At 66.9% G+C, this 22,697-nt stretch carries 19 protein-coding genes; 18 read left to right on the forward strand and 1 reads right to left on the reverse strand.

Annotation, left to right across the window (positions count from 1 at the left end):
• The first annotated feature begins 532 nt into the window (after nucleotides 1-532).
• The 6 genes from rpoB (at nucleotide 533) to tuf (ending at nucleotide 12,710) form a co-directional block, all read left to right on the forward strand.
• A complete protein-coding gene (gene rpoB, locus ABTX78_RS06375) occupies nucleotides 533-4,015 on the forward strand; it encodes a DNA-directed RNA polymerase subunit beta (protein WP_352205673.1) in 3,483 nt (1,160 codons plus the stop codon).
• A gap of 96 nt (nucleotides 4,016-4,111) precedes the next feature.
• On the forward strand, nucleotides 4,112-8,026 hold the full coding sequence (locus ABTX78_RS06380) for a DNA-directed RNA polymerase subunit beta' (RefSeq protein WP_352205674.1): 3,915 nt from the start codon (nucleotides 4,112-4,114) through the stop codon (nucleotides 8,024-8,026).
• A 319-nt stretch (nucleotides 8,027-8,345) separates the two neighbouring features.
• Nucleotides 8,346-8,717, forward strand: a complete 372-nt coding sequence (gene rpsL / locus ABTX78_RS06385) for a 30S ribosomal protein S12 (RefSeq protein ID WP_003948652.1) — start codon at nucleotides 8,346-8,348, stop codon at nucleotides 8,715-8,717.
• Nucleotides 8,718-8,719: 2 nt separating this feature from the next.
• Nucleotides 8,720-9,190 (forward strand): 30S ribosomal protein S7, encoded by a 471-nt coding sequence (gene rpsG, locus ABTX78_RS06390; protein WP_147987673.1) that lies wholly within the window; start codon nucleotides 8,720-8,722, stop codon nucleotides 9,188-9,190.
• Between the two features lie 38 nt (nucleotides 9,191-9,228).
• Nucleotides 9,229-11,355 carry an elongation factor G gene (fusA, locus tag ABTX78_RS06395; protein ID WP_313944694.1) on the forward strand — a complete coding sequence of 709 codons (2,127 nt, stop codon included), beginning with the start codon at nucleotides 9,229-9,231 and terminating at the stop codon, nucleotides 11,353-11,355.
• A gap of 161 nt (nucleotides 11,356-11,516) precedes the next feature.
• Complete coding sequence (gene tuf, locus ABTX78_RS06400; RefSeq protein ID WP_313944693.1) at nucleotides 11,517-12,710, forward strand: elongation factor Tu; 1,194 nt, start codon at nucleotides 11,517-11,519, stop codon at nucleotides 12,708-12,710.
• A 128-nt stretch (nucleotides 12,711-12,838) separates the two neighbouring features.
• Here tuf and ABTX78_RS06405 read toward each other — a convergent pair whose 3' ends face one another.
• Nucleotides 12,839-14,743, reverse strand: coding sequence for a PIG-L family deacetylase (locus ABTX78_RS06405; protein WP_352205675.1), 1,905 nt, complete (start codon nucleotides 14,741-14,743; stop codon nucleotides 12,839-12,841).
• 2,147 nt (nucleotides 14,744-16,890) lie between these two features.
• Between ABTX78_RS06405 and rpsJ the strand changes: the two genes are divergently transcribed.
• The 12 genes from rpsJ (at nucleotide 16,891) to rplN (ending at nucleotide 22,695) form a co-directional block, all read left to right on the forward strand.
• The gene (rpsJ, locus tag ABTX78_RS06410) at nucleotides 16,891-17,199 is read left to right on the forward strand and encodes a 30S ribosomal protein S10 (RefSeq protein ID WP_003948644.1); all 309 of its coding nucleotides are present in this window, start codon (nucleotides 16,891-16,893) and stop codon (nucleotides 17,197-17,199) included.
• 14 nt (nucleotides 17,200-17,213) lie between these two features.
• Nucleotides 17,214-17,858 carry a 50S ribosomal protein L3 gene (gene rplC, locus ABTX78_RS06415; protein ID WP_313944689.1) on the forward strand — a complete coding sequence of 215 codons (645 nt, stop codon included), beginning with the start codon at nucleotides 17,214-17,216 and terminating at the stop codon, nucleotides 17,856-17,858.
• A 5-nt stretch (nucleotides 17,859-17,863) separates the two neighbouring features.
• Nucleotides 17,864-18,523 (forward strand): 50S ribosomal protein L4, encoded by a 660-nt coding sequence (rplD, locus tag ABTX78_RS06420; protein ID WP_313944688.1) that lies wholly within the window; start codon nucleotides 17,864-17,866, stop codon nucleotides 18,521-18,523.
• Nucleotides 18,523-18,846 (forward strand): 50S ribosomal protein L23, encoded by a 324-nt coding sequence (gene rplW, locus ABTX78_RS06425; protein WP_352205676.1) that lies wholly within the window; start codon nucleotides 18,523-18,525, stop codon nucleotides 18,844-18,846. The genes rplD and rplW overlap by 1 nt, the downstream gene beginning before the upstream one ends.
• Nucleotides 18,847-18,896: 50 nt before the next feature.
• Entirely contained in the window at nucleotides 18,897-19,733 is an 837-nt protein-coding gene (gene rplB, locus ABTX78_RS06430; protein WP_108151510.1) for a 50S ribosomal protein L2, read from the forward strand.
• A 12-nt stretch (nucleotides 19,734-19,745) separates the two neighbouring features.
• On the forward strand, nucleotides 19,746-20,027 hold the full coding sequence (gene rpsS / locus ABTX78_RS06435) for a 30S ribosomal protein S19 (RefSeq protein ID WP_030351437.1): 282 nt from the start codon (nucleotides 19,746-19,748) through the stop codon (nucleotides 20,025-20,027).
• Nucleotides 20,028-20,067: 40 nt separating this feature from the next.
• A complete protein-coding gene (gene rplV, locus ABTX78_RS06440) occupies nucleotides 20,068-20,415 on the forward strand; it encodes a 50S ribosomal protein L22 (RefSeq protein WP_016645177.1) in 348 nt (115 codons plus the stop codon).
• Nucleotides 20,415-21,269, forward strand: coding sequence for a 30S ribosomal protein S3 (gene rpsC / locus ABTX78_RS06445; RefSeq protein WP_352205677.1), 855 nt, complete (start codon nucleotides 20,415-20,417; stop codon nucleotides 21,267-21,269). The genes rplV and rpsC overlap by 1 nt, the downstream gene beginning before the upstream one ends.
• 5 nt (nucleotides 21,270-21,274) lie before the next feature.
• Complete coding sequence (gene rplP / locus ABTX78_RS06450) at nucleotides 21,275-21,694, forward strand: 50S ribosomal protein L16 (RefSeq protein WP_313944685.1); 420 nt, start codon at nucleotides 21,275-21,277, stop codon at nucleotides 21,692-21,694.
• Entirely contained in the window at nucleotides 21,694-21,918 is a 225-nt protein-coding gene (gene rpmC, locus ABTX78_RS06455; protein WP_340474765.1) for a 50S ribosomal protein L29, read from the forward strand. The genes rplP and rpmC overlap by 1 nt, the downstream gene beginning before the upstream one ends.
• Complete coding sequence (rpsQ, locus tag ABTX78_RS06460; RefSeq protein WP_313944684.1) at nucleotides 21,918-22,202, forward strand: 30S ribosomal protein S17; 285 nt, start codon at nucleotides 21,918-21,920, stop codon at nucleotides 22,200-22,202. Before rpmC ends, rpsQ begins: the two co-directional genes overlap by 1 nt.
• A 124-nt stretch (nucleotides 22,203-22,326) precedes the next feature.
• Nucleotides 22,327-22,695, forward strand: a complete 369-nt coding sequence (gene rplN / locus ABTX78_RS06465; protein WP_003956455.1) for a 50S ribosomal protein L14 — start codon at nucleotides 22,327-22,329, stop codon at nucleotides 22,693-22,695.
• Nucleotides 22,696-22,697 lie beyond the last annotated feature (2 nt).

Below are 22,697 nucleotides of genomic sequence, written 5' to 3' on the forward strand. Positions count from 1 at the left end.
GTCGGTTCCGCTCAGGTTCCGCGGGAGGCACAGCGAAGGGCGATCACCCATTGGGGTGGTCGCCCTTCGGCGTTGTGGACAGGGCGCATTGCGCTTCCGTTTGCGACGAGTATCGTGATCTTCGCCGTGCGTCCCGCACCCTGGTCAGTGACGATCCCGTCAGCCGGTTGGGTTGGGGGGCCTTGACGAACCGCACGGAGCGCGCAATTCTCAGGACGCGTCGTCACAACGATCCGGATCCGAGGCATGGATCGACGACCGAACGGGCAGTAAGGATGTGCGCCTCCCGGCGCGAGGGCTTACGCGGAGTTGAGAACAACGAGGGTCTCGAAAACCCGCACTGGACATCAGTGTGCCAAGTGGCTACACTGACCCTTTGCGCTGCCTGTTAGCTGCCTCCTGCCCGTCACCAGGGGCATCCCCACGCATGAGCACAGAGGATTGAACGTCCCCCAGCTGGGATTTCTTCCTCCGTGTCCGGCATGGGACCGGTACGCGCGTAGTGAGTCCGAGCCCTCGGAAGGACCCCCTCTTGGCCGCCTCGCGCAACGCCTCGACCGCGAATACGAACAACGGCGCCAGCACCGCCCCGCTGCGCATCTCTTTTGCAAAGATCAAGGAGCCCCTCGAGGTTCCGAACCTCCTCGCGCTGCAGACCGAGAGCTTTGACTGGCTCCTCGGCAATGCCGCCTGGAAGTCTCGAGTCGAGGCGGCCCTGGACAGCGGACAGGACGTCCCCACGAAGTCCGGTCTGGAGGAGATCTTCGAGGAGATCTCCCCGATTGAGGACTTCTCCGGGTCGATGTCCCTGACCTTCCGCGACCACCGCTTCGAGCCTCCGAAGAACTCCATCGACGAGTGCAAGGAGCGCGACTTCACGTACGCGGCCCCGCTCTTCGTCACCGCCGAGTTCACCAACAACGAGACCGGCGAGATCAAGTCCCAGACGGTCTTCATGGGCGACTTCCCGCTCATGACCAACAAGGGCACGTTCGTCATCAACGGCACCGAGCGTGTCGTGGTGTCGCAGCTGGTCCGCTCGCCGGGTGTCTACTTCGACTCCAACATCGACAAGACGTCCGACAAGGACATCTTCACGGCCAAGATCATCCCGTCCCGGGGTGCCTGGCTCGAGATGGAGATCGACAAGCGCGACATGGTCGGTGTCCGCATCGACCGCAAGCGCAAGCAGTCCGTCACCGTCCTCCTGAAGGCTCTCGGCTGGACCACCGAGCAGATCCTCGAGGAGTTCGGCGAGTACGAGTCGATGCGCGCCACCCTGGAGAAGGACCACACCCAGGGCCAGGACGACGCGCTGCTCGACATCTACCGCAAGCTCCGCCCGGGCGAGCCGCCTACGCGTGAGGCTGCTCAGACGCTGCTCGAGAACCTCTACTTCAACCCGAAGCGCTACGACCTCGCCAAGGTCGGCCGCTACAAGGTGAACAAGAAGCTCGGCGCCGACGAGCCGCTGGACGCCGGCGTGCTCACCACCGACGACGTCATCGCGACCATCAAGTACCTGGTCAAGCTGCACGCCGGTGAGACCGAGACGGTCGGCGAGAGCGGTACCCAGATCGTCGTCGAGACCGACGACATCGACCACTTCGGCAACCGTCGTCTGCGTAACGTCGGCGAGCTCATCCAGAACCAGGTCCGCACGGGTCTGGCTCGTATGGAGCGCGTCGTGCGTGAGCGCATGACGACCCAGGACGTCGAGGCGATCACGCCGCAGACCCTGATCAACATCCGGCCGGTCGTCGCCTCCATCAAGGAGTTCTTCGGCACCAGCCAGCTGTCGCAGTTCATGGACCAGAACAACCCGCTGTCGGGTCTCACCCACAAGCGCCGTCTGTCGGCGCTCGGTCCGGGTGGTCTCTCCCGTGAGCGGGCCGGCTTCGAGGTCCGAGACGTTCACCCGTCGCACTACGGCCGCATGTGCCCGATCGAGACCCCCGAAGGCCCGAACATCGGTCTGATCGGCTCGCTCGCGTCCTACGGCCGCGTCAACGCGTTCGGCTTCGTCGAGACCCCGTACCGCAAGGTCACCGACGGCCAGGTCACCGACGAGGTCGACTACCTGACCGCCGACGAGGAAGACCGGTTCGTCATCGCCCAGGCGAACGCGACGCTCTCCGACGAGCTGCGCTTCACCGAGCCGCGCGTGCTGGTCCGCCGTCGTGGCGGCGAGGTCGACTACGTCCCGCCGACCGAGGTCGACTACATGGACGTCTCGCCGCGCCAGATGGTGTCGGTCGCGACGGCCATGATCCCCTTCCTCGAGCACGACGACGCCAACCGTGCCCTCATGGGCGCGAACATGATGCGTCAGGCCGTTCCGCTGATCACGGCGGAGGCGCCGCTGGTCGGTACCGGCATGGAGTACCGCTGTGCGGTCGACGCCGGTGACGTCATCAAGGCCGAGAAGGACGGTGTGGTCCAGGAGGTCTCCGCGGACTACGTCACGGTCGCCAACGACGACGGCACGTACACCACGTACCGCGTCGCGAAGTTCTCGCGCTCCAACCAGGGCACCTCGGTGAACCAGAAGGTCATCGTGGACGAGGGCTCGCGCGTCGTCGAGGGCCAGGTCCTCGCCGACGGTCCCGCCACCGAGCAGGGCGAGATGGCGCTCGGCAAGAACCTGCTGGTCGCGTTCATGCCGTGGGAGGGTCACAACTACGAGGACGCGATCATCCTGTCGCAGCGCCTCGTGCAGGACGACGTCCTCTCCTCGATCCACATCGAGGAGCATGAGGTCGACGCCCGTGACACCAAGCTCGGCCCCGAGGAGATCACCCGGGACATCCCGAACGTCTCCGAGGAGGTCCTCGCCGACCTCGACGAGCGCGGCATCATCCGTATCGGTGCCGAGGTCGTCGCCGGCGACATCCTCGTCGGCAAGGTCACGCCCAAGGGTGAGACCGAGCTGACCCCGGAGGAGCGTCTGCTCCGCGCGATCTTCGGTGAGAAGGCGCGTGAGGTCCGTGACACCTCGCTGAAGGTGCCGCACGGTGAGACCGGCAAGATCATCGGCGTGCGCGTCTTCGACCGCGAGGAGGGCGACGAGCTTCCCCCCGGTGTGAACCAGCTGGTGCGCGTGTACGTGGCGCAGAAGCGCAAGATCACCGACGGTGACAAGCTCGCCGGCCGTCACGGCAACAAGGGCGTCATCTCGAAGATCCTGCCGATCGAGGACATGCCGTTCCTGGAGGACGGCACCCCGGTCGACATCATCCTCAACCCGCTGGGTGTCCCGTCCCGAATGAACCCGGGACAGGTTCTCGAGATCCACCTCGGCTGGCTCGCCAGCCAGGGCTGGAAGGTCGAGGGCAGCGAGGAGTGGATGGAGCGTCTGAAGGCGATCGGCGCCGATGAGGTCGCCGGTGGCACGAACGTCGCCACCCCGGTCTTCGACGGTGCGCGCGAGGACGAGATCTCCGGTCTCTTCGAGTCCACGATCCCGAACCGCGACGGCAACCGGATGGTCCAGCCGTCCGGCAAGGCCAACCTGTTCGACGGCCGCTCCGGTGAGCCGTTCCCGGACCCGATCTCGATCGGGTACATGTACATCCTCAAGCTCCACCACCTGGTCGACGACAAGCTCCACGCCCGTTCGACCGGTCCGTACTCGATGATCACCCAGCAGCCGCTGGGTGGTAAGGCCCAGTTCGGTGGCCAGCGATTCGGCGAGATGGAGGTGTGGGCGCTCGAGGCATACGGAGCCGCCTACGCCCTCCAGGAGCTGCTGACCATCAAGTCCGACGACGTGACCGGCCGCGTGAAGGTCTACGAGGCCATCGTCAAGGGCGAGAACATCCCCGAGCCCGGCATTCCCGAGTCCTTCAAGGTGCTCATCAAGGAAATGCAGTCGCTCTGCCTCAACGTGGAGGTGCTGTCCTCGGACGGTATGTCCATCGAGATGCGCGACACGGACGAGGACGTCTTCCGCGCAGCGGAGGAGCTCGGAATCGACCTGTCCCGGCGCGAGCCGAGCAGCGTCGAAGAGGTCTGACGGGTCTGGCCGGGACCTCCTCGTGAGGTCCCGGCCCTGCCCCGGACCCCGTACAGACCATGATTGAGACACGACCCTGAGAGGGATTGACGCATAGTGCTCGACGTCAACTTCTTCGACGAGCTCCGGATCGGCCTGGCCACCGCTGACGACATCCGTCAGTGGAGCCACGGCGAGGTCAAGAAGCCCGAGACGATCAACTACCGCACGCTCAAGCCCGAAAAGGACGGACTCTTCTGCGAGAAGATCTTCGGTCCGACCCGGGACTGGGAGTGCTACTGCGGCAAGTACAAGCGTGTCCGCTTCAAGGGCATCATCTGTGAGCGCTGTGGCGTCGAGGTCACGCGCGCCAAGGTGCGCCGTGAGCGGATGGGCCACATCGAACTGGCCGCCCCCGTCACCCACATCTGGTACTTCAAGGGTGTCCCGTCCCGCCTGGGCTACCTGCTGGACCTGGCGCCGAAGGACCTCGAGAAGGTCATCTACTTCGCCGCGTACATGATCACGTTCGTGGACGAGGAGCGCCGTACGCGCGACCTGCCCTCGCTGGAGGCCCACGTCTCCGTCGAGCGTCAGCAGGTCGAGAACCGCCGCGACTCCGACCTCGAGGCCCGTGCCAAGAAGCTCGAGACCGACCTGGCCGAGCTCGAGGCCGAGGGCGCGAAGGCCGACGTGCGCCGCAAGGTGCGCGAGGGTGCCGAGCGTGAGATGAAGCAGCTGCGCGACCGTGCGCAGCGCGAGATCGACCGCCTCGACGAGGTGTGGAACCGCTTCAAGAACCTCAAGGTCCAGGACCTGGAGGGTGACGAGCTGCTCTACCGCGAGCTGCGTGACCGCTTCGGCACGTACTTCGACGGCTCGATGGGTGCCGCGGCGCTGCAGAAGCGCCTGGAGTCCTTCGACCTCGACGAGGAGGCCGAGCGCCTCCGCGAGATCATCCGTACCGGCAAGGGCCAGAAGAAGACCCGTGCGCTCAAGCGCCTCAAGGTCGTCTCCGCGTTCCTGCAGACCAGCAACAGCCCCAAGGGCATGGTGCTGGACTGCGTGCCGGTCATCCCGCCGGACCTGCGTCCGATGGTGCAGCTGGACGGTGGCCGCTTCGCGACCTCCGACCTGAACGACCTGTACCGCCGTGTGATCAACCGCAACAACCGCCTCAAGCGTCTCCTTGACCTCGGTGCCCCCGAGATCATCGTGAACAACGAGAAGCGGATGCTGCAGGAGGCCGTCGACGCGCTGTTCGACAACGGCCGCCGCGGTCGCCCGGTCACCGGTCCCGGTAACCGCCCGCTGAAGTCCCTCAGCGACATGCTGAAGGGCAAGCAGGGTCGTTTCCGTCAGAACCTGCTCGGCAAGCGAGTCGACTACTCGGCGCGTTCCGTCATCGTCGTCGGTCCGCAGCTGAAGCTGCACCAGTGCGGCCTGCCCAAGGCCATGGCGCTGGAGCTCTTCAAGCCGTTCGTGATGAAGCGCCTGGTGGACCTGAACCACGCGCAGAACATCAAGTCGGCCAAGCGCATGGTCGAGCGTGGCCGCACCGTCGTGTACGACGTCCTCGAAGAGGTCATCGCCGAACACCCGGTGCTGCTGAACCGTGCGCCGACCCTGCACCGCCTCGGCATCCAGGCCTTCGAGCCGCAGCTGGTCGAGGGCAAGGCCATCCAGATCCACCCGCTCGTCTGCACCGCGTTCAACGCGGACTTCGACGGTGACCAGATGGCCGTGCACCTGCCGCTCTCCGCGGAGGCGCAGGCCGAGGCCCGCATCCTGATGCTGTCCTCGAACAACATCCTCAAGCCGGCCGACGGCCGTCCGGTCACCATGCCCACCCAGGACATGGTGCTCGGCCTCTTCTTCCTCACCACGGACGAGGAGGAGCGCGAGGTCAAGGGCGAGGGCCGGTCCTTCGGCTCCACCGCCGAGGCGATCATGGCGTTCGACGCCAAGGAGCTCTCGCTCCAGGCGAAGGTCGACATCCGCTTCCCGGTGGGCACCATCCCGCCGCGCGGCTGGACCCCTCCGGCCGTCGAGGAGGGCGAGGACGGCGTCGGCGAGCGTGTGTACCAGCAGGGCGACAGCTTCCGGCTGCGCACGACGCTGGGCCGCGCGCTCTTCAACGAGCTGCTGCCCGAGGACTACCCGTTCGTCGACTACTCGGTGGGCAAGAAGCAGCTCTCCGAGATCGTGAACGACCTCGCCGAGCGCTACCCCAAGGTCATCGTGGCGGCGACGCTCGACAACCTGAAGTCCGCGGGCTTCTTCTGGGCGACCCGTTCCGGTGTCACCGTGGCCATCTCCGACGTCGTGGTCCCCGAGGCCAAGAAGGCGATCGTCAGGGGCTACGAGGAGCAGGACGAGAAGGTCCAGAAGCAGTACGAGCGCGGTCTGATCACCAAGCAGGAGCGCACGCAGGAGCTCATCACCATCTGGACCAAGGCGACCAACGAGGTTGCCGAGGCGATGAACGCGAACTTCCCGAAGACCAACCCCATCTTCATGATGGTGAACTCGGGTGCTCGCGGAAACATGATGCAGATGCGTCAGATCGCCGGTATGCGTGGTCTGGTGTCCAACGCCAAGAACGAGACGATTCCGCGTCCCATCAAGGCGTCGTTCCGTGAGGGCCTGTCCGTGCTGGAGTACTTCATCTCCACGCACGGTGCCCGTAAGGGTCTGGCGGACACCGCCCTGCGTACCGCCGACTCGGGTTACCTGACCCGTCGTCTGGTGGACGTCTCGCAGGACGTGATCATCCGCGAGGAGGACTGCGGCACCGACCGTGGCCTCAAGCTGAAGATCGCCGAGCGGGGTGCCGACGGCTCCCTGCGCAAGACCGAGGACGTCGAGACCTCCGTGTACGCGCGGATGCTCGCCGAGGACGTCGTCGTCGACGGCAAGGTCATCGCGCCGGCCAACGTCGACCTGGGTGACGTGCTCATCGACGCCCTGGTGGGCGCCGGTGTCGAGGAGGTCAAGACCCGCTCGGTCCTGACCTGTGAGTCCGCGGTCGGCACCTGTGCCTTCTGCTATGGACGCTCGCTGGCCACCGGCAAGCTGGTCGACATCGGTGAGGCGGTCGGCATCATCGCCGCCCAGTCCATCGGTGAGCCCGGTACCCAGCTGACGATGCGTACCTTCCACACCGGTGGTGTGGCCGGTGACGACATCACCCAGGGTCTGCCCCGTGTCGTCGAGCTCTTCGAGGCCCGTACGCCCAAGGGTGTCGCCCCGATCTCGGAGGCGGCCGGCCGCGTCCGTATCGAGGAGACCGAGAAGACCAAGAAGCTCGTCGTCACCCCGGACGACGGCAGCGACGAGACGGCGTTCCCGATCTCGAAGCGTGCCCGTCTCCTGGTGGGCGAGGGCGACCACGTCGAGGTGGGCCAGAAGCTCACCGTGGGTGCCACCAACCCGCACGACGTACTGCGGATCCTCGGTCAGCGCGCGGTCCAGGTCCACCTGGTCGGCGAGGTCCAGAAGGTCTACAACTCGCAGGGTGTGTCGATCCACGACAAGCACATCGAGATCATCATCCGGCAGATGCTCCGCCGGGTGACGATCATCGAGTCCGGCGACGCCGAGCTGCTTCCGGGCGAGCTCGTCGAGCGGTCGAAGTTCGAGACCGAGAACCGTCGTGTGGTCACCGAGGGCGGTCACCCCGCCTCCGGCCGTCCGCAGCTGATGGGTATCACCAAGGCCTCGCTCGCGACCGAGTCGTGGCTGTCGGCGGCGTCCTTCCAGGAGACGACCAGGGTTCTGACCGACGCGGCGATCAACGCCAAGTCGGACTCCCTGATCGGCCTCAAGGAGAACGTCATCATCGGTAAGCTCATCCCGGCCGGTACGGGTCTGTCCCGCTACCGCAACATCCGGGTGGAGCCCACCGAGGAGGCCAAGGCCGCGATGTACTCGGCCGTCGGCTACGACGACATCGACTACTCGCCGTTCGGCACCGGCTCCGGCCAGGCCGTTCCGCTGGAGGACTACGACTACGGTCCGTACAACCAGTAAGCGGTAGCGCATCCACAGAGCGGTCACCTCTCGCGAGGTGGCCGCTCTGTGGCTTATGTTGCGGGCAGGTGTGTCCTGCGCGCGTGCATTTGTTTTGACCGGAGCCGATGCGGTAGGTACGCTCTGACCTTGTGCCTGGGGTGTGCCTGGGCTCGTGTGCGTGTCCTCAGCCGCATGACGGGTCTGCAGAATCGGCCACCGTGATCTGTGCTCTCTCTGCTTAGCGGCAGGAGCATGCAGTATCCGACACACCCGACCGCGTGGGTCGGAGATGTTCCAGGTTAGTTTCACTACACGGCACACAGAAACCGGAGAAGTAGTGCCTACGATCCAGCAGCTGGTCCGTAAGGGCCGGCAGGACAAGGTCGAGAAGAACAAGACGCCGGCACTCGAGGGTTCCCCTCAGCGCCGCGGCGTCTGCACGCGTGTGTTCACGACCACCCCGAAGAAGCCGAACTCGGCCCTGCGGAAGGTCGCGCGTGTGCGTCTGACCTCCGGCATCGAGGTCACGGCCTACATTCCGGGTGAGGGACACAACCTGCAGGAGCACTCCATCGTGCTCGTGCGTGGTGGCCGTGTGAAGGACCTGCCGGGTGTTCGTTACAAGATCATCCGCGGTTCCCTGGACACCCAGGGCGTCAAGAACCGCAAGCAGGCCCGCAGCCGCTACGGCGCCAAGAAGGAGAAGTAAGAATGCCTCGTAAGGGCCCCGCCCCGAAGCGCCCGGTCATCATCGACCCGGTCTACGGTTCTCCTCTTGTCACGTCGCTGATCAACAAGATCCTGCTCAACGGCAAGCGTTCCACTGCCGAGCGGATCGTCTACGGCGCCATGGAAGGCCTCCGCGAGAAGACCGGCGCTGACCCGGTCATCACGCTGAAGCGCGCCCTCGAGAACGTCAAGCCGTCTCTCGAGGTCAAGTCCCGCCGTGTCGGTGGTGCCACCTACCAGGTGCCGATCGAGGTCAAGCCCGGTCGCGCCGCCACCCTCGCGCTGCGCTGGGTCGTGGGTTACTCCCGCGCCCGTCGCGAGAAGACCATGACCGAGCGCCTCATGAACGAACTGCTCGACGCCTCCAACGGCCTCGGCGCTTCGGTCAAGAAGCGTGAGGACACGCACAAGATGGCCGAGTCCAACAAGGCCTTCGCGCACTACCGCTGGTAGTCGCTACCCACATCGAGACCGAGAGAAGATTGAGCCTTATGGCCACCACTTCGCTTGACCTGGCCAAGGTCCGCAACATCGGGATCATGGCCCACATCGACGCGGGCAAGACGACGACCACCGAGCGCATCCTGTTTTACACCGGTGTGAGCTACAAGATCGGTGAGGTCCACGACGGCGCTGCCACGATGGACTGGATGGAGCAGGAGCAGGAGCGCGGCATCACGATCACGTCCGCCGCGACGACCTGTCACTGGCCGCTCGAGGACGTCGATCACACCATCAACATCATCGACACCCCGGGCCACGTGGACTTCACGGTCGAGGTGGAGCGTTCGCTCCGCGTCCTCGACGGTGCCGTCACCGTGTTCGACGGCGTCGCCGGTGTTGAGCCGCAGTCCGAGACCGTCTGGCGTCAGGCGGACCGCTACGGCGTGCCGCGTATCTGTTTCGTCAACAAGCTCGACCGCACCGGCGCGGAGTTCCACCGCTGCGTCGACATGATCGTGGACCGCCTCGGCGCGACCCCGATCGTGATGCAGCTGCCGATCGGTGCCGAGGCAGACTTCAAGGGCGTCATCGACCTCGTTCGTATGAAGGCTCTTGTCTGGTCCGCAGAGGCCACCAAGGGCGAGATGTACGACGTCGTCGACATCCCGGCCACGCACACCGAGGCGGCCGACGAGTGGCGCGGCAAGCTGCTCGAAGCCGTGTCGGAGAACGACGACGAGATGATGGAGCTCTACCTCGAGGGCCAGGAGCCCACCGAGGAGCAGCTCTACCAGGCGATCCGTCGTATCACCATCGCGTCCGGCAAGGGCGGCGGCACCACCGTCACCCCCGTCTTCTGCGGTACCGCGTTCAAGAACAAGGGCGTTCAGCCCCTGCTCGACGCGGTTGTGCGCTACCTCCCCTCGCCCCTCGACGTCGAAGGCATTGACGGCCACGACGTCAAGGACGCGGAGCAGGTCATCACGCGCCGTCCGTCCGACGACGAGCCGCTGGCCGCCCTGGCCTTCAAGATCGCGAGCGACCCGCACCTGGGCAAGCTCACCTTCATCCGGGTCTACTCGGGTCGCCTGGAGTCCGGCACCGCGGTGCTGAACCCCACCAAGGGCAAGAAGGAGCGCATCGGCAAGATCTACCGCATGCACGCGAACAAGCGTGAGGAGATCGAGTCGGTGGGTGCCGGCGACATCGTCGCCGTCATGGGCCTGAAGCAGACCACCACCGGTGAGACGCTGTGCGACGACAAGAACCCGGTGATCCTGGAGTCCATGGACTTCCCGGCGCCGGTCATCCAGGTCGCGATCGAGCCCAAGTCCAAGGGCGACCAGGAGAAGCTGGGTGTCGCCATCCAGCGTCTCGCGGAGGAGGACCCCTCCTTCCAGGTGCACTCGGACGAGGAGACCGGCCAGACCATCATCGGTGGTATGGGCGAGCTTCACCTCGAGGTGCTCGTCGACCGCATGCGGCGCGAGTTCCGCGTCGAGGCGAACGTCGGCAAGCCGCAGGTCGCGTACCGCGAGACGATCCGCAAGGCCGTCGAGCGTATCGACTACACGCACAAGAAGCAGACCGGTGGTACCGGTCAGTTCGCGAAGGTGCAGATCGCGCTGGAGCCCATCGAGGGCGGCGACGCGACCTACGAGTTCGTGAACAAGGTCACGGGTGGCCGCATCCCCCGTGAGTACATTCCGTCGGTTGACGCCGGTGCGCAGGAAGCCATGCAGTTCGGCATCCTGGCCGGTTACGAGATGGTGGGCGTCCGCGTCACCCTTCTCGACGGTGGCTACCACGAGGTCGACTCCTCCGAGCTGGCGTTCAAGATCGCCGGTTCGCAGGCGTTCAAGGAGGGTGCCCGCAAGGCGTCCCCCGTGCTGCTCGAGCCGATGATGGCCGTCGAGGTCACCACGCCCGAGGACTACATGGGTGATGTCATCGGCGACCTCAACTCCCGCCGTGGCCAGATCCAGGCCATGGAGGAGCGCAGCGGCGCTCGCGTCGTGAAGGGCCTCGTGCCCCTCTCGGAGATGTTCGGCTACGTCGGAGACCTCCGCAGCAAGACCTCGGGTCGCGCAAGCTACTCGATGCAGTTCGACTCCTACGCCGAGGTTCCGCGGAACGTCGCCGAGGAGATCATCGCGAAGGCCAAGGGCGAGTAACTCTCCCGAGTTCACGCTTTAGGCTTGTCACCGGAGCCTGCTGGGGCATTCCGGCCGTTACGCAAGTAATCGGTGGGAATGCCCCGGGCCCCGGCATTCCAGCAAAGATCACCTGGCGCCGATGAAGCAAGGCGTACAGAACCACTCCACAGGAGGACCCAGTGGCGAAGGCGAAGTTCGAGCGGACTAAGCCGCACGTCAACATCGGCACCATCGGTCACATCGACCACGGTAAGACGACCCTCACGGCCGCCATTACCAAGGTGCTGCATGACGCGTACCCGGACCTGAACGAGGCCTCGGCCTTCGACCAGATCGACAAGGCTCCTGAGGAGCGCCAGCGCGGTATCACCATCTCCATCGCGCATGTCGAGTACCAGACGGAGTCGCGTCACTACGCGCACGTCGACTGCCCGGGTCACGCGGACTACATCAAGAACATGATCACGGGTGCCGCGCAGATGGACGGCGCGATCCTCGTGGTTGCCGCCACCGACGGCCCGATGCCGCAGACCAAGGAGCACGTGCTCCTGGCCCGCCAGGTCGGCGTTCCGTACATCGTCGTCGCCCTGAACAAGGCCGACATGGTGGACGACGAGGAGATCATGGAGCTCGTCGAGCTCGAGGTCCGTGAGCTCCTCTCCGAGTACGAGTTCCCGGGCGACGACCTTCCGGTCGTCCGTGTCTCGGCGCTCAAGGCGCTCGAGGGCGACAAGGAGTGGGGCCAGTCGGTCCTGAACCTGATGGCCGCCGTCGACGAGTCGATCCCGCAGCCCGAGCGCGACGTCGACAAGCCGTTCCTGATGCCGATCGAGGACGTCTTCACGATCACCGGTCGTGGAACCGTCGTCACCGGTCGTATCGAGCGTGGTGTCCTCAAGGTCAACGAGACCGTCGACATCGTCGGTATCAAGACCGAGAAGACCACCACCACGGTCACCGGCATCGAGATGTTCCGCAAGCTGCTCGACGAGGGCCAGGCCGGTGAGAACGTCGGTCTGCTCCTCCGTGGCATCAAGCGCGAGGACGTCGAGCGCGGCCAGGTCATCATCAAGCCGGGTTCGGTCACGCCGCACACGAGCTTCGAGGCCCAGGCCTACATCCTGTCGAAGGACGAGGGTGGCCGTCACACCCCCTTCTTCAACAACTACCGCCCGCAGTTCTACTTCCGTACCACGGACGTGACCGGCGTCGTGACCCTCCCCGAGGGCACCGAGATGGTCATGCCGGGCGACAACACCGTCATGACGGTCGAGCTGATCCAGCCCGTCGCCATGGAGGAGGGCCTGAAGTTCGCCATCCGTGAGGGTGGCCGGACCGTGGGCGCCGGCCAGGTCACCAAGATCAACAAGTAAATCTTGTCGGTCTGACCTGGTAGCTCCCGCAGAGCACCAAGCAGAAGGCCCCGCACCTCACGGTGCGGGGCCTTCTCGCGTTGTCGGCGGGTGCCGGGTGCCGGGTGCCGGGTGCCGGGTGCCGGGTGTCAGCCGGCCGTGCCGGCCTGCGGGTACCAGAGCCAGGGGTGCGCGTCCGCACCCAGACCGACTGCCGTGGTCCCGGAGCGGGTCACCGTCAGCGCCGGTCCTGGGAGCGGCTCGGTTCCCTGAGTGCGCGTCAGTACGCCCCGGGGTGTGTGGAGTTGGACCCGCCCACGGAGGTCGGTGCCCAGCAGCACCGGGCCGCCGGGCGCGGCGGCCGCGCTCACCGGGCCGTGGCCGTCGAACCGCAGGGTCCGGGCGCGCGCCGGGGCCCCGCCGGCACGGACCGCCGTCACCGGCGCCGCGGTCGGCTTGCGGTAGTAGAGCTCGATGCCGCCGCCGGGGGCCGGCAGCGCGGCGATCGCGTCGCCCGGGGCGGGCAGGTCGGCGCCGTCGACAGCGCGGAAGGTCATCTCCTCGCCGAGGACGTCCTGCGCCCAGTGGTGCACACGATGCCGGCCCGCCGCGAAGACATGGACGCGGCCCGAGCTGTCGACGACGGCGGACAGCCCGTCCTGGACCTCCTCGCCGCCCAGGTCCCGCCAGCGGTCCCAGCGCCCGTCGGTGCTCCGTACCCGTGTGCTGAGGCCCTTGTCGGCGTTGCGCACGAAGAGGTGCACCCGGCCGTCGGGGGCGGTCACCGCGACCGGGACGCCGATGCGCCGACCGCGGTCCTCGTCCCGCTCGGGGTTGCCGAGACCGTCCCAGGCGAGGAACTCCCCACCAGGGGCGCGCTGTTCGAGCAGGACCACCTCGCGGCGGTTCGGCCCGCCGCGGCCGCCGAGGGAGGCGAATCGCAGTCCGAAGACGAGCTGCCGGCCGTCGGGCAGCGCCGCCGATCCGAGCGCGGGGGCGAGCGGCCCTCCGCCCAGGTCGTCCGGGGCGCCCCACTGTCCGCTGCCGGGCCGGGTCTCGCGCCAGCGCACCGCCCGGAGCCCGAGCACCCCGTAGGCCGCGAGACGCCCGTCGGGGTCCGTGGCGACCACGGGACGCGCGCCGGGGTAGCGGTGGTGGGTGGAGCGGACCCAGCCCTTCTTGTTGGTCAGCGGCCGCATGCCGCTCACGTTGTAGTCGCCGCAGCCCGACGGGTTGCCGCACTCCCAGGCGGGATCGCCGCCGTACGGGACGAGATGCGCGGCCTTCTTCTGGACGACCGGGGCCGGGAGGTTCTTGGGCCAGTGCCGGTTGTAGTAGCCGCGGAAGGCGGTGGCGACGAACCCGGGCACCTGCCCGCCGTCCGCCGTCGCGTCCGCCACCCAGCGCACCATCGCGGCCCAGCTGAAGCAGGCGACGGCCGTGTGGTCGGCGTGGTCGGAGTAGCCGCGCTGCTCGCTGTCCTTCTTCCGGGTGGCCTCGTCGCTGTGCTGGATGTCCGGGTCCGGATCGAGCGTCTGGACGACGGTCGGCCGGTACTGCTCCATCAGCCCGACGAGGACGTCGACGAGGCTGTCGTAGTCGTACGCGACCGCCTTGCGCAGCGGGGAGCCCTCGGCCACGACGGTCTGGAGCCCGAGCGCCCGGTCGCGCCAGAGGCTGGGAAGGGCCATCCAGCGGCGGGTGGTGTGCATCGGCAGGTTGAGGAAGATCAGCTCGACCCGGCGGCTGCCGTTGGTGAGCGTGTTGATCTCGGCGAGCCGGTCACCGCGCAGGGAGGCGATGCCCTTGGTCCAGTCGGTGAACCTGTCGAGCCCGAGGAGCGTGGCGTAGGCCTGCCGCAGGCCCTGGTGCCGGGCGGAGGAGTACGCCGGCCGGTCGGCGGGGACGTCCGGGGCGCCGGGTATGTGGTTGCGGCCGTCGTGCTCGCCCGCGGAGACGTACACGCAGACGAGGGGCACTCCGGCGTCGAGCATCCGCTGGGTGTCCGGGTTCATGAAGTACAGGTCGTCGTCGGGGTGGGCGAGTATCTGCATGAGCTGGGCACGGCGGGTACTGGCTATCGCCAGGCCGGGGGCGGGATCGGCGGTGCGGGTGGAGCGCCGGGAGGCCGGGACGGAGCACGAGGAGAGGACGCCGGCGCCGAGGAGCGCGGTGGCGGCAGCGACGACGCTGCGACGGCGGGGCCGGGTTCGCTCGGCGCCCTGTGCGGGGTCGGCTTTCGCGGTGGGCCAGATGCGCTGCGAGGACGTGGAGGCAGCGGGGCCGCCGGCCGGGTACGGGGCCTCGCCGACCGCCGCGGGCCCGGCGGCCCGGGTATCTCGCGGCGCTCGCCGCCGGCCGTGCGCGCGCCCGGTATGCGCTCGGGGCGCGTCGGGGCATGGGCAGGTCTGTCGTTCACGAGTCGTGCTCCGTCCGCTTCCCCCGCAGCGGACGGGTCGTGGCCCCCGGCTGCGTCCAGTGATCTCCCCCACAGCGCGGATGGGCTGGTCAGGGCCGCTTTCCGCGATCAACTAGACGGCTGTTCGATGCCTGGGGTTGCTCTGGACGGCGACATTTGTTCGACCGGGGGCGCCCCAGTCTCTTCGGTCAAGTTGTCTGGGGCCCGCGAGGCCGGTGGGTGCCTCGGTCATGCGTGGCTGTGCCGGCTCCGGTGTGCTCATATGTCCGTCCGGCGTCGGGGACGGGACGGGGGTGTCGTGTGCCGGACGACGGGGTTCCGGGGTCCGTGTCCCCGACCGCCCCGAAGACGCAGGCGCGCGAGGGGAAGCCCGTCCCGATCGAGCTGCAGGATCCTGGTTCGTCCGTTGACAAGGGCCGCCGGTCAGCCTGATGCCGAAGGACGAGGGCAGCTCGACGCATCTGAGCCGTGCCCGCGGGGCCCGCGAGGCGGCCATGCGCCGCCTCCCCGGCTCCCAAGGCCCGGGGCGCGGTTCGTTTGGATCACTTCCGCCGGCCGAGGTTGTCGTTGATGATGACCGTGTGACTCACCGCATCAGCACTCTGATCTCGGCCTTCGGCGTCCTTGCCAGCTTGATGCTGCTCGTTCTCGCCGTTCGCGAGTACCGCTCCGGGGCATCGGCCCTCTGGATCGGGGCTGGAGCTGTGATCTTCCTCAGCGCTTCGTACGCTCTCGTGCGGGACGCGCGGCGGCTCCGCACCGGGCCGACCGTTTGACAGCGGCGCGCCGTTGGTCTGCCCGGTGGTCCAAACGAAGCGGCCCAGTCCTCGGTGAAGATCTCTTCGACGGAGGAAGCGTTGGGTGCGCGCAGGAGCCGGCGACCGTGACCGACGTGGGCGGGGCGAAGGCGAGGCCCAGCACCTCGGAGACCCGGGAGAAGAGTCCGGGGTACTCCTGGAAGATGCGGTGCATCGCGTCGTGCGGCGAGCTGACCATGCGGTTCCTTGCGGGGTTCGGGGCAGCGGGGGAGGGTTGCCGGTGGCACATGCCGCTGACGACCTCACGGAGACCGTGGCGCTCAAAGCAGGGACAGATGTGCGGAGTTGAGAGTCTTCACCCGCAGGTGGGACGGTGCACGACGTCCGCTTCCGTACGCGCCGTGACGGCGTGGGACGAGCCCCCTCGCGGCCCTCGCGGCGTCCGGCGCGTCGAGGGGCGTCGGCACATCGGCCGTTCGTTGCGGGCGGCGTGAGCGAGGAATCCCGCCCCGGGCGGCCGGTCCCGCTTCTGGTGCGCCACCGCTCCAAAGACCCGGTTTCACCCTCGGCCCGATGAGCCCGGTCGGGCGCCCGAGGACGGGAGTTCGCCGCGCGCCGGGGTTTGACAGCAAAAGCCGCCGGGGTAACCTCTTCGGCTCGATTGGCCAGGGCGCGGGCGCGTATGGCAGACTGTCCGGGTTGCTCGGTTGAGTGCCAATGCTGCGCGCCTCCCGCCGGGAGGACCGGAAGCGAGTCCCACAGTACTCGTCGCTCCAACTGCCCACCGGGCAGCGCTGGAGCGGACGTACGGGAATCTTCCGGGAAGTGTCAGCGGGGTACCAGCCAGGCACTCGGTGGGTGTTCTTCCCCCGATGCGCGGCTCAGGCCCGCACCCCCTTGGTTGGGAAATCCTTCGGGAGATCTTCGTAGAGGGAGTGCGACACGCCCGACCGCGTGGGTCGGAGAAGAACGCAGTACCCGCCGAGTTCCGGAGCGTTACGAGAGACAGGACTACTGAGTAGCCATGGCGGGACAGAAGATCCGCATCCGGCTCAAGGCCTACGACCACGAGGTCATCGACTCTTCGGCGAAGAAGATCGTCGAGACGGTGACTCGCACTGGTGCGTCGGTCGCGGGCCCGGTGCCGCTGCCCACTGAGAAGAACGTGTACTGCGTCATCAAGTCGCCGCACAAGTACAAGGACTCGCGCGAGCACTTCGAGATGCGTACGCACAAGCGCCTGATCGACATTCTCGACCCGACGCCCAAGACCGTTGACTCGTTGATGCGCCTGGACCTTCCGGCCGGCGTCGACATCGAGATCAAGCTCTGAGAGGCGCGGAAGAGATGGCAAAGCAGATCAAGGGCGTCCTGGGCGAGAAGCTCGGCATGACCCAGGTCTGGGACGAGAACAACCGTGTCGTCCCGGTGACCGTCGTCAAGGCCGGGCCGTGTGTTGTCACCCAGGTCCGTACGAATGACTCCGACGGCTACGAGTCGGTCCAGATCGCCTTCGGCGAGATCGACCCTCGCAAGGTGAACAAGCCCCTCAAGGGCCACTTCGCCAAGGCCGACGTGACCCCCCGCCGCCACCTGGTGGAGCTCCGTACCTCCGATGCCGCCGAGTACACGCTCGGCCAGGAGATCACTGCCGAGGTGTTCGAGTCCGGCGTCAAGGTCGACGTCACGGGCAAGAGCAAGGGCAAGGGCTTCGCCGGTGTCATGAAGCGTCACAACTTCAAGGGCCTCGGCGCCGGTCACGGTACCCAGCGCAAGCACCGCTCTCCCGGCTCCATCGGTGGCTGTGCCACCCCGGGCCGTGTGTTCAAGGGCCTCCGTATGGCGGGCCGCATGGGCAACGAGCGGGTCACCACCCAGAACCTGACCGTTCACGCCGTTGACGCGGAGAAGGGCCTGCTGCTCATCAAGGGCGCGGTTCCTGGTCCCAACGGCGGCCTGGTCCTGGTCCGCACTGCGGCCAAGGGGGCCTGAGGACTATGAGCACCATTGACATTCTGTCGCCCGCGGGCGACAAGTCCGGGACCGTTGAGCTCCCGGCCGAGATCTTCGACGCCAAGGTCAGCATTCCGCTGATCCACCAGGTCGTCGTCGCGCAGCTGGCCGCTGCCCGCCAGGGCACGCACAAGGTCAAGACGCGTGGCGAGGTCCGTGGTGGTGGCAAGAAGCCCTACCGCCAGAAGGGCACCGGCCGCGCCCGTCAGGGTTCGACCCGTGCGCCGCAGTTCGCCGGCGGTGGCGTTGTCCACGGCCCCGTGCCGCGTGACTACTCGCAGCGGACCCCGAAGAAGATGAAGGCCGCCGCCCTGCGCGGTGCCCTGTCCGACCGGGCCCGTCACTCCCGTATCCACGTCGTCTCCGGCGTGGTCGAGGGTGCGGCTTCCACCAAGGCCGCCAAGACGCTGTTCGGCAAGATCTCGGAGCGCAAGAACCTGCTCCTGGTCGTCGACCGCGCCGACGAGGCCGCGTGGCTGTCCGCCCGCAACCTGCCCCAGGTGCACATCCTGGAGCCGGGCCAGCTGAACACGTACGACGTGCTCGTCTCCGACGACGTGGTCTTCACCCAGGCCGCTTTCGAGTCCTTCGTGTCCGGCGCGCCTACTGGCCGGAACGCTGAGACCGAAGGGAGCGACGCCTGATGACTGAGGCCGTCGTCACCAGCAAGACGTACTCGGACCCGCGCGACATTCTTGTCAAGCCGGTTGTGTCCGAGAAGAGCTACGCGCTGCTGGACGAGAACAAGTACACGTTCATCGTCGACCCGCGCGCGAACAAGACCCAGATCAAGCAGGCCGTCGAGGCGGTCTTCTCGGTCAAGGTCACCGGGGTCAACACGATCAACCGCCAGGGCAAGCGCAAGCGCACCCGCACCGGTTTCGGCAAGCGCTCCAACACGAAGCGCGCCATCGTGACCCTCGCCGAGGGCGACCGTATCGACATCTTCGGCGGCCCGACCTCCTGACGGAGGTCGAGACGTCCAGGATCCGGAATTCTTCCGAGGACTGAGAGACAATGGGTATCCGCAAGTACAAGCCGACGACCCCGGGCCGTCGTGGCTCCAGCGTCGCCGACTTTGTCGAGATCACGCGGTCCACGCCGGAGAAGTCGCTGGTCCGCCCCCTGCACAGCAAGGGCGGCCGTAACAACACCGGTCGTGTGACCGTCCGTCACCAGGGCGGTGGCCACAAGCGCGCCTACCGCGTGATCGACTTCCGTCGTCACGACAAGGACGGCGTGCCGGCCAAGGTCGCTCACATCGAGTACGACCCGAACCGCACCGCGCGCATCGCGCTTCTGCACTACGCAGACGGCGAGAAGCGCTACATCATCGCGCCCAAGGGCCTGACGCAGGGCGACCGTGTCGAGAACGGCCCGGCCGCCGACATCAAGCCCGGCAACAACCTGGCGCTGCGTAACATCCCGGTCGGTACGACCATCCACGCCATCGAGCTGCGGCCCGGCGGCGGCGCGAAGTTCGCCCGTTCCGCGGGTGCCTCCGTGCAGCTGCTGGCGAAGGAGGGCACGATGGCCCACCTTCGTATGCCGTCCGGTGAGATCCGGCTGGTCGACGCCCGCTGCCGCGCCACGATCGGCGAGGTCGGCAACGCCGAGCAGTCGAACATCAACTGGGGCAAGGCCGGCCGTCTGCGCTGGAAGGGCGTCCGCCCGACCGTCCGCGGTGTCGCGATGAACCCGGTTGACCACCCGCACGGTGGTGGTGAGGGCAAGACCTCCGGTGGTCGCCACCCGGTCAGCCCGTGGGGTCAGAAGGAGGGTCGTACTCGCTCGCCGAAGAAGGCATCGAGCAAGTACATCGTCCGCCGCCGCAAGACGAACAAGAAGCGCTAGGAGCGGGTTTAGATGCCGCGCAGTCTCAAGAAGGGGCCCTTCGTCGACGACCACCTGATCAAGAAGGTGGATGTCCAGAACGAAGCAGGCACCAAGAACGTCATCAAGACCTGGTCCCGTCGCTCGATGATCGTCCCGGCCATGCTCGGCCACACGATCGCGGTGCACAACGGCAAGATCCACGTCCCGGTGTTCGTCACCGAGTCGATGGTCGGCCACAAGCTCGGCGAGTTCTCGCCGACTCGCACCTTCCGCGGCCACGTCAAGGACGACCGGAAGTCGAAGCGCCGCTAAAGCGGGGTGACTGACTATGACTTACACCGAAGGGACAACCATGGAAGCCAGGGCCCAGGCGCGGTACATCCGCGTCACGCCCATGAAGGCCCGCCGAGTGGTGGACCTCATCCGTGGCATGGATGCCACGGAGGCTCAGGCGGTCCTGCGTTTCGCCCCGCAGGCCGCGAGCGTGCCGGTTGGCAAGGTGCTGGACAGCGCCATTGCCAACGCTGCACACAACTACGACCACTCCGACGCCTCTTCGCTGGTCATCAGCGAGGCGTACGTGGACGAGGGCCCGACCCTGAAGCGGTTCCGTCCGCGTGCTCAGGGCCGTGCCTACCGGATCCGTAAGCGGACCAGCCACATCACCGTGGTCGTCAGCAGCAAGGAAGGAACCCGGTAATGGGCCAGAAGGTTAACCCGCATGGGTTCCGGCTCGGCATCACCACGGACTTCAAGTCCCGTTGGTACGCCGACAAGCTGTACAAGGACTACGTCAAGGAAGACGTCGCCATTCGTCGCATGATGACGAAGGGCATGGAGCGGGCCGGCATCTCGAAGGTCGAGATCGAGCGCACCCGCGACCGCGTCCGCGTTGACATCCACACCGCTCGTCCGGGCATCGTCATCGGTCGCCGCGGCGCCGAGGCGGACCGCATCCGCGGCGAGCTGGAGAAGCTGACCGGCAAGCAGGTCCAGCTGAACATCCTCGAGGTCAAGAACCCCGAGGTGGACGCTCAGCTGGTGGCCCAGGCCGTCGCCGAGCAGCTCTCCTCCCGCGTCTCCTTCCGTCGTGCGATGCGCAAGTCGATGCAGAGCTCGATGAAGGCCGGCGCCAAGGGCATCAAGATCCAGTGCGGTGGCCGTCTCGGTGGCGCCGAGATGTCCCGCTCGGAGTTCTACCGCGAGGGCCGTGTGCCCCTGCACACGCTCCGCGCGAACGTCGACTACGGCTTCTTCGAGGCCAAGACGACCTTCGGCCGTATCGGTGTGAAGGTCTGGATCTACAAGGGCGACGTCAAGAACATCGCCGAGGTCCGCGCCGAGAACGCCGCCGCGCGCGCCGGCAACCGTCCGGCTCGTGGCGGCGCCGACCGCCCGGCCGGCCGCGGTGGCCGTGGTGGCGAGCGTGGTGGCGGTCGCGGCCGCAAGCCGCAGCAGCCGGGGGCCCAGAGTGGCCAGCCGCAGCCTGCCGAGGCCCCCAAGGCCGACGCCGCCGCTGCCGCTCCGGCTGAGAGCACTGGAACGGAGGCCTGACCGAAATGCTGATCCCCCGTAGGGTCAAGCACCGCAAGCAGCACCACCCCAAGCGCCGCGGTATGGCCAAGGGTGGTACGACGGTTGCGTTCGGCGAGTACGGCATCCAGGCCATGACTCCGGCGTACGTGACCAACCGCCAGATCGAGGCGGCTCGTATCGCGATGACCCGCCACATCAAGCGTGGCGGCAAGGTCTGGATCAACATCTACCCGGACCGCCCGCTGACCAAGAAGCCCGCCGAGACCCGCATGGGTTCCGGTAAGGGTTCCCCGGAGTGGTGGGTCGCGAACGTTCATCCCGGTCGGGTGATGTTCGAGCTGTCCTACCCGAACGAGAAGATTGCGCGTGAGGCGCTTACCCGCGCTGCTCACAAGCTTCCGATGAAGTGCCGGATCGTTCGGCGCGAGGCAGGTGAGTCGTGATGTCTACCGGTACCAAGGCGTCCGAGCTGCGCGAACTGGGCAACGAGGAGCTTGTTGCCAAGCTCAGCGAGGCCAAGGAAGAGCTGTTCAACCTCCGCTTCCAGGCGGCGACCGGTCAGCTCGAGAACCATGGCCGGCTCAAGGCCGTCCGCAAGGACATCGCGCGGATCTACACCCTCATGCGTGAGCGCGAGCTGGGCATCGAGACGGTGGAGAGCGCCTGATGAGCGAGAGCAACGTGACTGAGAAGACCGAAACGCGCGGATTCCGCAAGACCCGTGAGGGTCTCGTCGTCAGCGACAAGATGGACAAGACTGTCGTCGTCGCCGTCGAGGACCGCGTCAAGCACGCGCTGTACGGCAAGGTCATCCGCCGTACGAACAAGCTCAAGGCGCACGACGAGCAGAACGCTGCCGGCGTCGGCGACCGCGTCCTCATCATGGAGACGCGTCCGCTGTCGGCGACCAAGCGCTGGCGCATCGTCGAGATCCTCGAGAAGGCCAAGTAGTCCCCGCGAGGGGACTGCTGAGAAACAGAATCCCTGAGGGGTTTCCCTCAGGACAGTTCCGCCAGGCTCGGCAGGGGCACCCAGGTGCCCCTGCCGGGAACCGGCAGACGATCAGGAGATAGACGTGATCCAGCAGGAGTCGCGGCTGCGTGTCGCCGACAACACTGGTGCCAAGGAGATCCTTTGCATCCGTGTTCTCGGTGGTTCCGGCCGCCGCTACGCGGGCATCGGTGACGTCATCGTCGCCACCGTCAAGGACGCGATCCCCGGTGGCAACGTGAAGAAGGGTGACGTCGTCAAGGCGGTCATCGTTCGCACCGTGAAGGAGCGCCGCCGCCAGGACGGCTCGTACATCCGCTTCGACGAGAACGCCGCTGTCATTCTCAAGAACGACGGCGACCCTCGCGGCACCCGTATCTTCGGCCCGGTGGGTCGTGAGCTGCGCGAGAAGAAGTTCATGAAGATCATCTCGCTCGCGCCGGAGGTGCTGTAAGC

This window comes from Streptomyces sp. NPDC096193, from assembly GCF_040302905.1.
In the GTDB taxonomy this organism is placed as follows: Bacteria; Actinomycetota; Actinomycetes; order Streptomycetales; family Streptomycetaceae; genus Streptomyces.